The following is a 13,052-nucleotide window of genomic DNA, read 5'->3' as shown; positions in this document are numbered from 1 at the left end:
CTTTTCTTGTCTACAATGATAGATAGGCGTATTTTTTTAATTGGATTTCACGATGAGTTCACAAGAAGGACACAAACTGTGACTATACTGAAAGTACGAATTCACCAGAGAGGGGAAATAAAACATGGGATATTACGACGGACCGAATTTGAATGAAGAGCATAGTGAAACGAGAGAAATGAAAAAAACAGGTAGTAAAAAAGGATATTTTTTCACAGGTTTAGTTGGAGCAGTAGTCGGGGCTGTCACAATTAGTTTTGCGGCACCATATATGCCATGGGCTCAAAATAATGGAGCGGTTGTATCATCATTCAGTTCGGATTCAAAAGTTGAAGGTACTGTAGTTCCTGTGGTCAATAAAGCAAAAAATGAAACTGATTTACCTGGTATGATTGAAGGCGCGAAAGATGTTGTTGTAGGTGTGATTAATATGCAACAAAGTGTTGATCCATTTGCAATGCAACCGACAGGCCAAGAACAACAAGCTGGCTCAGGATCAGGTGTTATTTATAAAAAAGCAGGAAATAAAGCGTATATTGTAACGAACAATCATGTAGTAGATGGAGCGAATAAACTTGCTGTAAAACTAAGTGATGGTAAAAAGGTAGATGCAAAACTTGTAGGGAAAGACCCTTGGTTAGATTTAGCGGTTGTAGAAATTGAAGGATCTAATGTAAATAAAGTTGCCACTTTAGGTGATTCAAGTAAACTTCGTGCGGGTGAAAAAGCGATTGCAATTGGTAACCCACTAGGGTTTGATGGAAGTGTAACGGAAGGTATTATTAGTAGCAAAGAACGTGAAATTCCAGTAGATATTGATGGCGATAAGCGTGCAGATTGGAATGCTCAAGTTATTCAAACAGATGCAGCAATTAACCCAGGTAATAGTGGTGGTGCGTTGTTTAACCAAAATGGTGAAATAATTGGGATTAATTCAAGTAAAATTGCACAACAAGAAGTTGAAGGAATTGGATTTGCTATTCCAATTAATATTGCAAAGCCAGTCATTGAATCACTTGAAAAAGACGGAGTGGTGAAACGTCCAGCTCTTGGAGTAGGTGTCGTTTCATTAGAAGATGTGCAAGCTTATGCAGTAAATCAATTGAAAGTACCGAAAGAAGTAACAAACGGCGTTGTATTAGGTAAAATTTACCCAATATCACCTGCAGAAAAAGCTGGTTTAGAGCAATATGATATTGTAGTATCATTAGATGATCAAAAAGTAGAAAATTCACTTCAATTCCGTAAATATTTATATGAAAAGAAAAAAGTAGGCGAGAAAGTAGAAGTTACATTCTATCGTAACGGTCAAAAAATGACGAAAACAGCTACTTTAGCAGATAATTCAGCTACAAAGAATCAATAATTGAAATAAAAGAAAGTCTCTTTCATATTGAAAGAGACTTTCTTTATCGGCTATACTAAAGGAATAGGAGGGATAAATTATGACAATTGAAAACCCAACTCGTACGGAAATTGGTGAAGTATTAAAGAAAAGCAAAACGATTGCAGTTGTTGGATTATCGGATAAGCCAGAACGTACATCGTATATGGTTTCAAAAGCAATGCAAGATGCTGGGTATCGCATTATTCCAGTAAACCCAACAGTAAATGAGGTGCTTGGAGAAAAAGCAGTTTCTTCACTAAAGGATATTAAGGAACATGTGGACATTGTAAATGTATTCCGCCGTTCAGAATTTTTAATGGATGTTGCGAAAGAGTTTGTAGAGATTGATGCAGATGTTTTTTGGGCACAATTAGGAGTACAAGATGAAGATACATATAAACTTTTGCAAGAAACAGGCTATACTGTAATAATGGATCGTTGCATTAAAGTAGAACATGCGATGACAAAATAGTATAGGTTTTAAAGAGAGAAAGATTGATTCAGCCCTCGTTATAAATAAGTAGGGCCGATGAACGAGGTGTTCATCATGAGATTTTTTAAAGGCTGTTTTTGGGGATTGTTACTTGTTATCCCATTTTGGATATTGATCATTTGGATCATGATAAAGGTTTGGAATGTATAATCTTGGCATACATATCCATTTCTCGTTGACAAACGATTATTTTTCTGAAATAGTAGCCTAGAGGAATCCTTGTGAAAAAACAAGGATTTTTCTATTGAAAATGGTATATAAAAGAGATAAGATAACTTGCCAAAACTATAGTCGAGGCGTTATTCTATAATAGAAACATATGTTCTGATTTGATTAGGAAAGGGGCAAGGAGTTTGGCGAAGCATCAGTTCCAATATAATGAAGATGCAATTCAAGTGCTAGAAGGACTTGAAGCCGTTCGAAAACGCCCGGGTATGTATATCGGGAGTACGGATAGCCGTGGATTGCATCATTTAGTATATGAAATAGTAGATAACTCCGTTGATGAAGCGTTAGCGGGATTTGGCGACGAAATTTCTGTCGTAATACATAAAGATAATAGTATTAGCGTTATAGATAAAGGGCGAGGGATGCCTACGGGAATGCATAAACTTGGGAAACCTACACCTGAAGTCATTTTAACTGTACTTCATGCCGGTGGTAAGTTTGGTCAAGGTGGTTACAAAACGAGTGGTGGTTTACACGGTGTTGGGGCATCAGTTGTAAATGCCTTGTCAGAATGGTTAGTAGTAACGATTAAACGTGACGGAAATATTTATGAACAACGCTTTGAAAATGGTGGTATTCCTGCAACGACACTGGAGAAGATCGGGAAGACGAAAGAGTCTGGTACGACAATACATTTTAAACCAGATACAACGATTTTCAGTACAACAAATTACAATTATGAAACATTATGTGAGAGATTACGTGAATCTGCATTCTTATTAAAAGGAATGAAAATCTCGATAAAAGATGAACGTAATGATTTAGAGGATGTCTTTCATTATGAAACAGGAATTGAAGCTTTCGTTTCATACTTAAACGAAGAGAAAGATTCGATTCATCCGGTTGTATACTTCACTGGTGAACAAAACGGAATTGAAGCAGAGTTAGCATTCCAGTTTAACGATGGCTATTCAGAAAACATTCTTTCGTTTGTAAATAACGTACGTACAAAAGATGGGGGGACACACGAAGCTGGATTTAAAACAGCAATGACGCGTGTGTTCAATGAGTATGCTCGTAAAGTATCGTTATTAAAAGAAAAAGATAAAAACTTAGAAGGTACAGATATTCGTGAAGGTGTAGCGGCTATCGTTTCTGTACGTGTACCAGAAGAAGTACTTCAGTTTGAAGGGCAAACGAAAGGGAAACTTGGTACAAGTGAAGCTCGTTCTTCAATTGATGCAATTGTATCTGAGCATTTAGCTTACTTTTTAGAAGAAAACCCGGATGTTGCTACACTTCTTGTGAGAAAGGCAGTTAAAGCAGCGCAGGCACGTGAAGCTGCTCGTAAAGCGAGAGAAGAAGCACGTACTGGTAAAAAGAAAAAGAAATCAGAAGGTACATTAAGTGGTAAGTTAACACCAGCACAATCACGTAACCCGCAAAAAAATGAACTGTACCTAGTAGAGGGTGACTCTGCCGGCGGTTCCGCGAAACAAGGTCGAGATCGACGTTTCCAAGCGGTATTACCGTTACGTGGTAAAGTAATCAATACGGAAAAAGCAAAACTTGCTGATATCTTTAAAAATGAAGAGATTAATACAATCATTTACGCTATTGGCGGTGGTGTAGGGAATGAATTCGCTGTTGAAGATATTAACTACGATAAAGTTGTAATTATGACCGATGCTGATACAGATGGTGCGCACATTCAAGTATTGTTACTAACGTTCTTCTACAGATATATGAAACCACTTATCGAAGCTGGCAAAGTATTTATTGCACTTCCTCCTTTATACAAAGTAAGTAAAGGAAAAGGTAAGAGTGAAGTGATTGAGTATGCATGGTCTGATGAAGAATTAGAGGGTGTAACAAAAAAAGTCGGTAAAGGCTACATGCTGCAGCGCTATAAAGGACTTGGCGAAATGAATGCCGATCAATTATGGGAAACAACTATGAATCCTGAAACACGTACATTGATTCGTGTGAAAATTGACGATGCATCAAGAGCGGAGCGCCGAGTTACGACATTGATGGGTGATAAAGTAGAACCTCGCCGTAAATGGATCGAACGAAATGTACAATTTGGTATGCAAGAAGAAGGAAATATTTTAGAAAATGAAATGATTATGGAGACGGAGGTGGAATAACATGCAGGCAGAGAAGTTTCATGACCTCCCGCTTGAAGACGTGTTAGGTGACCGCTTTGCACGTTATAGTAAATATATTATTCAAGATCGCGCGCTTCCAGATGCGCGTGACGGTTTAAAACCTGTACAGAGACGTATTTTATATTCTATGTATGTAGAAGGAAATGTACATGATAAAGCGTTTCGTAAATCAGCTAAGACAGTCGGTAATGTTATCGGTAACTACCATCCACACGGTGATTCCTCTGTATATGAGGCGATGGTACGTTTAAGTCAAACTTGGAAAGTACGTAATGTTTTAGTTGAAATGCATGGTAATAATGGTAGTGTTGATGGCGATCCAGCAGCGGCAATGCGTTATACGGAAGCACGATTATCACCAATCGCATCTGAGTTATTGCGTGATCTCGATAAAGAAACAGTAGAATTTGTGTCAAACTTCGATGATACGAGTGAAGAACCTGTTGTACTTCCAGCGATGTTCCCGAACTTACTAGTGAACGGATCGACAGGAATTTCAGCTGGTTATGCAACAGAAATTCCTCCGCATCACCTTGGGGAAGTAATTGATGCAACGATGATGCGTATTGATAAGCCGAATAGTACTGTTGATGATTTATTAACAGTTATGAAAGGACCAGATTTCCCGACAGGTGGTATTATTCAAGGGATTGATGGTATCAAAAAAGCGTATGAAACAGGAAAAGGTAAAATTATTATTCGCGGAAAAGCAGAAGTTGAAACGATCCGCGGTGGTAAGCAACAAATCGTTATTACAGAAATTCCGTATGAAGTAAATAAAGCGAACCTTGTTAAAAAAATGGATGAATTACGTCTAGATAAAAAACTAGATGGAATTGCTGAAGTACGTGATGAGACAGATCGTACAGGTCTTCGCATCGTTGTAGAGTTAAAAAAGGAAGTAAATGCTGAAGGTATTTTAAATTATTTATATAAGAATACAGATTTACAAATTCCATATAACTTTAATATGGTAGCGATAAATAATCGTCGTCCGACACTTATGACATTACCTAAGATTTTGGATGCATATATTGGGCATCAGAAAGAAGTTGTTACGAGACGCTCGCAATATGAATTACGAAAAGCGGAAAATCGTCAACATATTGTAGAAGGTTTAAAGAAAGCATTATCGATTTTAGATGAAGTGATTGAAACAATCCGTGCTTCTAAAGATAAACGTAATGCAAAAGATAATTTAAGTACGAAATTTGGATTTACAGAAGCGCAATCGGAAGCAATTGTTTCGCTGCAACTATATCGTTTAACGAATACAGATATTACGGCGCTAGAACAAGAAGCAGACGAGCTTAATAAGAAGATTATAGAGTTACAGTCAATTTTACAAAGTGAAAAAAGACTTCTTCAAGTTATTAAAACAGATTTGAAGAGAGTAAAGAAAACATATAGTGATGATCGCCGTGCTATTATTGAAGAACAAATTGAGGAAATTAAAATCGATGTGGAAGTTATGATTCCGCAGGAAGATGTCATCGTTACTGTAACGAAAGAAGGATATGTGAAACGAACAGGTTGGCGTTCACATAATGCATCGAACGGGAAAGACTTCGGTATGAAAGAGGGTGACATCTTACTGGAGCGATTCGATACGAATACGACAGAGACAGTCCTCTTATTTACGAGTAAAGGAAACTATATATATCTGCCAGTATATGAAATGCCAGAAATTCGTTGGAAAGATTTAGGTCAACACGTTGCGAATCTCGTTTCACTCGAGCGGGATGAAATGATTATTTGGGCGACCGTCGTACCGAATTTTGAAGAAGAAAAACGATTTATCGTATTTGTTACACGAAATGGTATGATTAAGAAAACAGAATTAAACCAATATAAAGTTCAGCGTTATTCAAGAGCGTTCGTCGCTGTGAATTTGAAAAAAGATGATTATGTTGTAGATATATTTGCAACAGATGGAACGAGTGATATTGTTCTTGCAACCTATGGTGCATATGCACTTATTTTCCATGAAGATGAAGTAAGTCCAGTCGGTGTAAGGGCCGCTGGTGTGAAAGCAATTAACTTAAAAGAAGATGATTATGTCGCTTCTGGTAAACCGTTAAATGGTGACAAAGATCAACTTATTCTCGTAACGCAGCGAGGTGCTGTAAAACGTCTAAAAGCATCAGAAATTGAGAAATCAACGAGGGCGAAGCGAGGTCTTGTTATTTTCAAAGAGTTAAAACGTAATCCATACCGTATTGTCGGTATTGAAATTGTTAGAGACGATGAACTAGTTTACATGAAGACAGAGAAACACATCGTAGAAGAAATTGATCCGAAAGCGTATCGAAATAAAGACCGGTATAGTAACGGTAGTTTAGTGCTAGATGTTAACGATACAGGTGAAGTTATTGAAACGTGGACGAAAAAACGACCGGAGTAAAGAAAAGCATCTTGCTATGAATAATGGTAAGATGCTTTTTTCTAGGCAAATTATTATGTAAATAATAATAATCTTGTTATAATAACTGAATGAAATCGTTCTCATAAAGTGAAACTTTAATCAATCGGACTTTTACGAGCAGTTGATTCCTCAACTAACTTCTTTACTTTCGCTGAATTTTGAGGTAGAGGTCTTACTGTCCGTTAAAGCGTGATAAATGGAGGGGCAACATGAAAAAAATAGGTGTAGGGATTGTAGGATTTGGATTTTCTAGTACAACATTTCACATTCCATTATTACAAACGATAGAAGAATATGATATTCGTGCTATTTTATCATCAAAAGAAGAACTCGTGAAACAAGCATTACCAAATGCTGAAGTTGTTGGCACAATTGAGGAATTAGTAAATCGTGCTGATATTGACTTAGTGGTCATTACTTCACCGAATACAACTCATTTTCCATATGTAAAAGAAGCAATTTTACATGGTAAGCATGTAGTTGTGGAGAAGCCATTCGTTGTTTCAATTGAAGAAGGCGAAGAACTAATTTCATTAGCAAAACAGCATAATGTGGTGTTAAGCGTATATCATAATCGCCGTTTTGATAATGATTTCTTAACGATAAAGAAATTGTTAGAAGAAAACAGAATAGGGAATCTATACGCATATGAAGCGCATTTCGATCGTTTTCGCCCGAATGTACGTGATCGCTGGAGAGAAAAGAATTTACCAGGATCAGGTATACTATATGATTTAGGATCGCATTTAATTGACCAAGCATTATCATTATTTGGGAAACCAGATGCGATAAGTGCAGATGTAATCAAACAACGACCAGGCGCAGAGATTGATGATTACTTCCATGTTATACTTCACTACGGTGTTAAACGTGTCACTTTACATAGTAGCAGTTACGTAAAGCAAGCAGGTCCACACTTTACATTGCATGGAGACAAAGGTTCTATCGTGAAATACGGTATGGATTCACAGGAAGAACAATTAAAAAATGGAATGAAGCCAGGCGATAACGGTTATGGAATAGATGCTGAAGAGAATTTTGCTACTTTACATACGGAAGAAAATCTAGAGCGTATTCCAACAGAAGTTGGCTGTTATGACATGTATTATAAAGGTGTAAGAGATAGTATAGTAAATGGTGAGAAACCACCTGTAACAGCACAAGCAGGCTTAGAAGTTATTCAACTTATTCAATTAGCGATTGAAAGTAGTGAAACCGGTAGAGTCATCACTGTAAAGTAAAAAAGACACGAATTTCGTGTCTTTTTTATTAGGAATATGTGAATATGGATAATTATTTAGTTTAATCGTTTGTCATACATTAACTGGATTTGTATGCCGTAAGGATCTTCAATAATACCATATGCTTCACTAAATATATTTTTTTCTAGCGGAGAGATTATCTTCACATGCTTATCAGAAATTAAATTATTATAAAACCTTTGTATTTCTTCTAAATTAGCGCTTTGAATGCAAAGTGACATGTTATTTCCAAAGTTATAACGTTCATTAGGCTTCATTGTATCTTCTGCTATCATTAGCTTTGTATTCCCAATTTGTAAAACAGAGTGAGCAATATGATCCTTATTTTCACTTGTAATTTTAAAAGAACGATCTCTTTTCGCCAGTTCTTCATACGTAACAATCATTAACTGCTTAGCTTCTAAATTACGTGTGTAAAAATTAATTGCCTCCTTTGCTTGCCCATTCATTGAAAGAAAAATAGCTATTTCTAATGTCATAAATGTATAACTCCTTTATTAGTTAATAATTATAATATAGACTAAAAAGGTTTCAATACATGACACCTTTTTGGGAGGGAAATATGAAAAAAACGGAACGAATAAATGATATGCTTATTTTCTTAAATAATAAAAGATATTTTAATTTAAAAGATTTAATGGCTAGATATGATATTTCTAAAAGTACCGCGTTGCGAGATATTCAATCATTGGAAGAAATAGGTGTACCAATATATTCTGAGCTAGGTAGAAATGGAAGCTATAAAATTATAGAAAATAGTGTGTTATCGCCAATTTATTTTAGTGTGGATGAAATGTATGCGTTATATTTTTCGATTCTTACATTAAATGGATACAAGACAAAACCATTTAATATAGAAAGTATTGCGCTTGAAAATAAATTTAAACATGTATTACCTGATAATGTGAGTAAAAATATTTCAATTATGGAACGAACCCTTTCTTTTGAAGTAACAAATCATAGTAATTTTAGTCCGTTCTTAAAAGAAATTTTACAGGGGATTTTTGCGGAGCGAGTTTACCAGTTAACATATTTAAAAAAAGATGCGGAGAAAGTATTGGTCGCCCAATTTATTCGAATCGAATCTAAATTTGGCCAGTGGTATGCTAAAATCTTTAACTTTGAGGCAAATCATGTTCAAATAATTAGATGCGATAAAATTCTTTCTATTGAGGAAACAAGCAATACGAATCCAAAAAGTCTTGAAGAATTATTAAGTTATCTTACTACTTTTCACAGAAATCCTGATGCAACTGATTTTATTGTCATTGTTAATCAAAAAGGAAAAGACATTTTCGATAAAGAGAATTATCCTTCCATGAGGATACAAAAAGAAAATGAAAATTATAGTATAACAGGCTATTTTAACAAACAAGAAGTTGATTTTATCTCGAACTATTTTCTGAATTTCGGAGAAACGATTATCTCAATTCAGCCAGTTATGCTAAAAGAGTTAATTTATAATAAGGTATTATCTATAAAGCAGCATTTAATTTCTTTAAGATAAAGTTAGTATTAATAATTTTTTTAACACCAAGAAGCCCTTGAGATTTAAATATCCAAAGGGCTTTTTTTGTGATGGTAGTTGTTCTTTAGAAACATTATTTTTTTGGGACGGACAGTCCATAAAAGAACATCGTAACGATATCTTGTATATGTTTTTCGCGATTTCCTTCAAGAAGCTGTGCTCCGAAATCATCACCTAATTTAGTGAACATTTGAATGTATAGCAACATCATTTCTTTAGTAAGGTGAGGGTTAATTTCATTTTTTTGCTGTGCTTGTTCTAATATTTCTAAATACCAAGGCAGGATTTTTTCGTTTTGATAACTATAAATAAACTTGCGGAGCTCTTCATCTCTTTGCATCATTTGTAGTAACATATCTGGCTGAAATAACCCACCAGTATTCATTTTTCTTACAATCATTTTTTGCATCATATCATGAAAAGGTAATTTTTCCGCTGCAAGATCTTTATAATATTGAAATTCAGATATGATATATTCTTGTATAAGCTCTCTAAATAATGCTTCTTTACTTCCGAAATGATTATAAATGGTAACTTGAGAAACGTTTGCTTCTTTTGCAATGTGCTCTATTTTCACTTCATTAAATCCACGTTCTGAAAATAATACGAAAGCAGCTTCTTTAATAGCACGTTTTTTCTTTTCTTTCACTTTTTCAAAGCCGTTCAATGCAATCACCTCAATTAAAATATACAAGAAAAAATAATGGAAAACAATATTTTTGAAATATGGACATATAAATATTTCAAAAAGTTGTTGCGAATATGAAAGATGAGGAGTACAATATTTTTGAAATATCACATATTAAATATTTCAAAAAATGAGGTGGAATTATGATTTCAGTTCAAAATGTCACAAAACAGTTTTCAAATGGAAAAGGTTTGTTTCATATTACATTTGATGTAAAAGAAGGGGAAGTATTTGGTTACTTAGGACCAAATGGTGCTGGGAAATCCACAACAATTCGTAATTTAATGGGATTTATAAAACCGACAGCTGGTAAAGTGACAATTTTTGGATTAGATTGCTGGGATGAAGCAGCGAAAATTCAAAGAGAAGTTGGTTATTTACCAGGAGAAATTTCTTTTATTGAAGGAATGAACGGATTAGAGTTTTTAAAGTTAATGCAAGGAATGCGTGGGTTAAAGGATACGAAAAGACGAGATGAATTAATAGAACGTCTACAATTTGATGTGAAAACACCGATTCGAAAAATGTCTAAAGGAATGAAGCAAAAAGTAGGAATTGTTGCTGCTTTTATGCATGATCCGGAAGTGTTAATTTTAGATGAACCGACATCAGGACTTGATCCACTTATGCAGCAAGTATTTATAGATTTAATAGTAGAGGAAAAGCAAAGAGGAAAAACAATCCTTATGTCATCGCATATTTTCACTGAAATTGAGCGTACGTGTGATCGAGTAGCGATTATTAAAGATGGTCGCCTTGTAACGGTTGAAAATATTCATGATTTACAAAGTATGAGACGACAGGTAATCGATGTAACCGTATCATCTCAAGAAGAGATTGACTCTCTTACACAATGTAATTTGCAATTTGAAGCAGCGAAAGGAAGAGAAGCATCGATTATTGTAAAAGGAAACTATCAAGCTGTTTTACAAATACTTTCAAACTATAATGTAACGGCACTTCAAACGAGAGCAATGGATTTAGAACATTTATTTATGCATTATTACGATAAGGAAGAAGGGGTAAAGCATGAATAAGCAATTGTTTTTAGCTAGTTTGAAAGAAACACAAAAAAGTATTTTGAGTTATGCAACTGGTGCAGCTCTATATTTATGGTTATTAATTTGGATCTTCCCTTCAATGGTATCAGCGAAAGGGTTAAATGAATTAATAAGTGCTATGCCTGATAGTGTGAAAAAAATTGTTGGAATGGAAAGTCCGATTCAAAACGTAATGGATTTTTTAGCTGGCGAATATTATAGTCTATTGTTTATTATCATATTAACAATTTTTTGTGTAACAGTTGCAACGCATTTAATTGCTCGTCATGTAGATAAAGGGGCGATGGCATACTTGCTCGCAACACCTGTATCTAGAGTGCAAATTGCTATTACACAAGCGTCTATTCTCATATTAGGACTACTAATCATAGTAACTGTTACGTATGTAGCGGGTATAGTAGGTGCAGAATGGTTTTTAGAAGATAATAACTTAAATAAAGAATTATTTCTAAAGATAAACGTAGTCGGAGGGCTAATATTTTTAGTTGTTAGTGCTTATTCATTTTTCTTTTCTTGTATATGTAATGACGAAAGAAAAGCACTTAGCTACTCAGCAAGTTTAACTATTTTATTTTTCGTAACGGATATGGTAGGTAAATTAAGTGATAAGTTAGAGTGGATGAGAAATATATCATTATTTACGCTATTTCGTCCGAAAGAAATTGCTGAGGGAACGTATAATATATGGCCAGTAAGTTTAGGTTTAACTGCTGGAGCACTTTGTATTTTCATAGTAGCAATTGTAGTGTTTAGAAAGAGGGATTTACCGTTGTAAAGTAGAAAGTCCACTGAGAAAGTGGGCTTTTTTTTGATGAGGAGGAAACGAATGAATCATTTGTTCCGGGTGAAGCTATATGTAAATGATATCGAAAAGTCATTATTGTTCTATGAAGAAGTAATTGGTTTAAAGTTGTATAAAAGAAGTATGCATGCAGCACGTTTTAATCACGACCAGTTTTCTCTATTACTAGCTAGTAATTTAACATTGAATGAAAATCACTATTTTTACAATCGAAAAGAAATAAAGGGGAATGGCTTTGAACTAATTATTGTTGTCAATCGAATTGAAGAAGTATATGAACTTTGTAAAGAGAAGAGATGCACAATACAAGAAGAAATTCAAACTTATCCATGGGAGATGAGGGGATTTAAAGTTGTGGATCCAGATGGATATTTCCTTAGAATTACATCTGAGTAAAGGTAAACATGAAAAATGTTTACCTTTTTTATGGAAATATTCAAAAAAATGAACCTTTTTCTAGGCTCATCCGTCTAATACATGTAAAGTTAAATTTGAAGTGAGGATGAAACAGGAGGAGCAATTGTGAAAGTAATCCCTTTATATAAAATGATTATAAAAGAAGAAACTGATGTTTCTTTAGCGAAAAAAGGTGATCATGAAGCATTTATGGCGCTTATACATACAGAAAAAGTGAAGATGTATCGCATTGCAAAGGCAATGTTACGTGATGAGACAAATATAGAGGATGCGATACAGGCAACAATTTTAAAAGCATATGAAAATATAAAAAAATTAAAGAAAGAAGAGTTTTTTCAAACTTGGTTAATTCGAATTTTGATAAATGAGTGTAACAATATTATTAGATCATACAAAAAGATAATGGTAATAGAAGAAAATGATTACAATATGAGTGCTTATGATCAGTATGAAGATATAGATTTATGTAATGCGATTCAATCATTACATGAAGAGTTAAGAGCTGTTACGGTGCTTTATTATTATGAAGATATGAATCAAGAGAGTATTGCCAAGCTTTTAGAAATACTAAAAGGAACAGTGAAATCGAGATTGTCACGTGCGAGGGAACAACTGCAAAAACGATTAAAGATGGAATAGGGGGTGTATAA

At 34.6% G+C, this 13,052-nt stretch carries 12 protein-coding genes; 10 read left to right on the top strand and 2 right to left on the bottom strand.

The window, feature by feature from the left end; genetic code table 11:
- Positions 1 to 124 precede the first annotated feature (124 nt).
- The 5 genes from MKX31_RS15585 to MKX31_RS15565 all read left to right on the top strand — a co-directional run bounded on the left by MKX31_RS15585 (position 125) and on the right by MKX31_RS15565 (position 7,885).
- Positions 125 to 1,366, top strand: a complete 1,242-nt coding sequence (locus tag MKX31_RS15585) for a S1C family serine protease (RefSeq protein WP_064476977.1) — start codon at positions 125 to 127, stop codon at positions 1,364 to 1,366.
- A gap of 79 nt (positions 1,367 to 1,445) precedes the next feature.
- Positions 1,446 to 1,859: a CoA-binding protein gene (locus tag MKX31_RS15580; RefSeq protein WP_000151395.1), complete on the top strand. Its 414-nt coding sequence runs from the start codon at positions 1,446 to 1,448 to the stop codon at positions 1,857 to 1,859.
- A gap of 374 nt (positions 1,860 to 2,233) precedes the next feature.
- Positions 2,234 to 4,198, top strand: a complete 1,965-nt coding sequence (gene parE / locus MKX31_RS15575; RefSeq protein WP_064476976.1) for a DNA topoisomerase IV subunit B — start codon at positions 2,234 to 2,236, stop codon at positions 4,196 to 4,198.
- Between the two features lies 1 nt (position 4,199).
- Positions 4,200 to 6,623: a DNA topoisomerase IV subunit A gene (gene parC / locus MKX31_RS15570; protein ID WP_064476975.1), complete on the top strand. Its 2,424-nt coding sequence runs from the start codon at positions 4,200 to 4,202 to the stop codon at positions 6,621 to 6,623.
- 230 nt (positions 6,624 to 6,853) lie between these two features.
- Complete coding sequence (locus MKX31_RS15565; protein ID WP_340981159.1) at positions 6,854 to 7,885, top strand: oxidoreductase; 1,032 nt, start codon at positions 6,854 to 6,856, stop codon at positions 7,883 to 7,885.
- Positions 7,886 to 7,941: 56 nt separating this feature from the next.
- Here MKX31_RS15565 and MKX31_RS15560 read toward each other — a convergent pair whose 3' ends face one another.
- Entirely contained in the window at positions 7,942 to 8,385 is a 444-nt protein-coding gene (locus tag MKX31_RS15560) for a VOC family protein (RefSeq protein WP_340981157.1), read from the bottom strand.
- A gap of 59 nt (positions 8,386 to 8,444) precedes the next feature.
- On the opposite strand from MKX31_RS15560, the gene MKX31_RS15555 reads away from it, so the two are divergent.
- Positions 8,445 to 9,413, top strand: a complete 969-nt coding sequence (locus MKX31_RS15555; protein WP_222660118.1) for a helix-turn-helix transcriptional regulator — start codon at positions 8,445 to 8,447, stop codon at positions 9,411 to 9,413.
- A gap of 94 nt (positions 9,414 to 9,507) precedes the next feature.
- Here the strand turns inward: MKX31_RS15555 and MKX31_RS15550 are convergent, their stop codons facing one another.
- Complete coding sequence (locus MKX31_RS15550) at positions 9,508 to 10,110, bottom strand: TetR/AcrR family transcriptional regulator (RefSeq protein ID WP_240368830.1); 603 nt, start codon at positions 10,108 to 10,110, stop codon at positions 9,508 to 9,510.
- Between the two features lie 155 nt (positions 10,111 to 10,265).
- On the opposite strand from MKX31_RS15550, the gene MKX31_RS15545 reads away from it, so the two are divergent.
- The 4 genes from MKX31_RS15545 (at position 10,266) to MKX31_RS15530 (ending at position 13,041) form a co-directional block, all read left to right on the top strand.
- Complete coding sequence (locus tag MKX31_RS15545; protein ID WP_340981153.1) at positions 10,266 to 11,159, top strand: ABC transporter ATP-binding protein; 894 nt, start codon at positions 10,266 to 10,268, stop codon at positions 11,157 to 11,159.
- A complete protein-coding gene (locus MKX31_RS15540; RefSeq protein ID WP_149173502.1) occupies positions 11,152 to 11,958 on the top strand; it encodes an ABC transporter permease subunit in 807 nt (268 codons plus the stop codon). The genes MKX31_RS15545 and MKX31_RS15540 overlap by 8 nt, the downstream gene beginning before the upstream one ends.
- Positions 11,959 to 12,009: 51 nt before the next feature.
- Positions 12,010 to 12,381: a VOC family protein gene (locus MKX31_RS15535; protein ID WP_098111156.1), complete on the top strand. Its 372-nt coding sequence runs from the start codon at positions 12,010 to 12,012 to the stop codon at positions 12,379 to 12,381.
- Between the two features lie 126 nt (positions 12,382 to 12,507).
- Positions 12,508 to 13,041 carry a sigma-70 family RNA polymerase sigma factor gene (locus MKX31_RS15530; protein ID WP_340981151.1) on the top strand — a complete coding sequence of 178 codons (534 nt, stop codon included), beginning with the start codon at positions 12,508 to 12,510 and terminating at the stop codon, positions 13,039 to 13,041.
- Positions 13,042 to 13,052: the final 11 nt, after the last annotated feature.

It is taken from the genome of Bacillus sp. FSL M8-0063 (assembly GCF_038005545.1).
In the GTDB taxonomy this organism is placed as follows: domain Bacteria; phylum Bacillota; class Bacilli; order Bacillales; family Bacillaceae_G; genus Bacillus_A; species Bacillus_A wiedmannii.
Note: the sequence above shows the minus strand (reverse complement) of the source record. Positions and strands in the feature narration are given on the sequence as shown.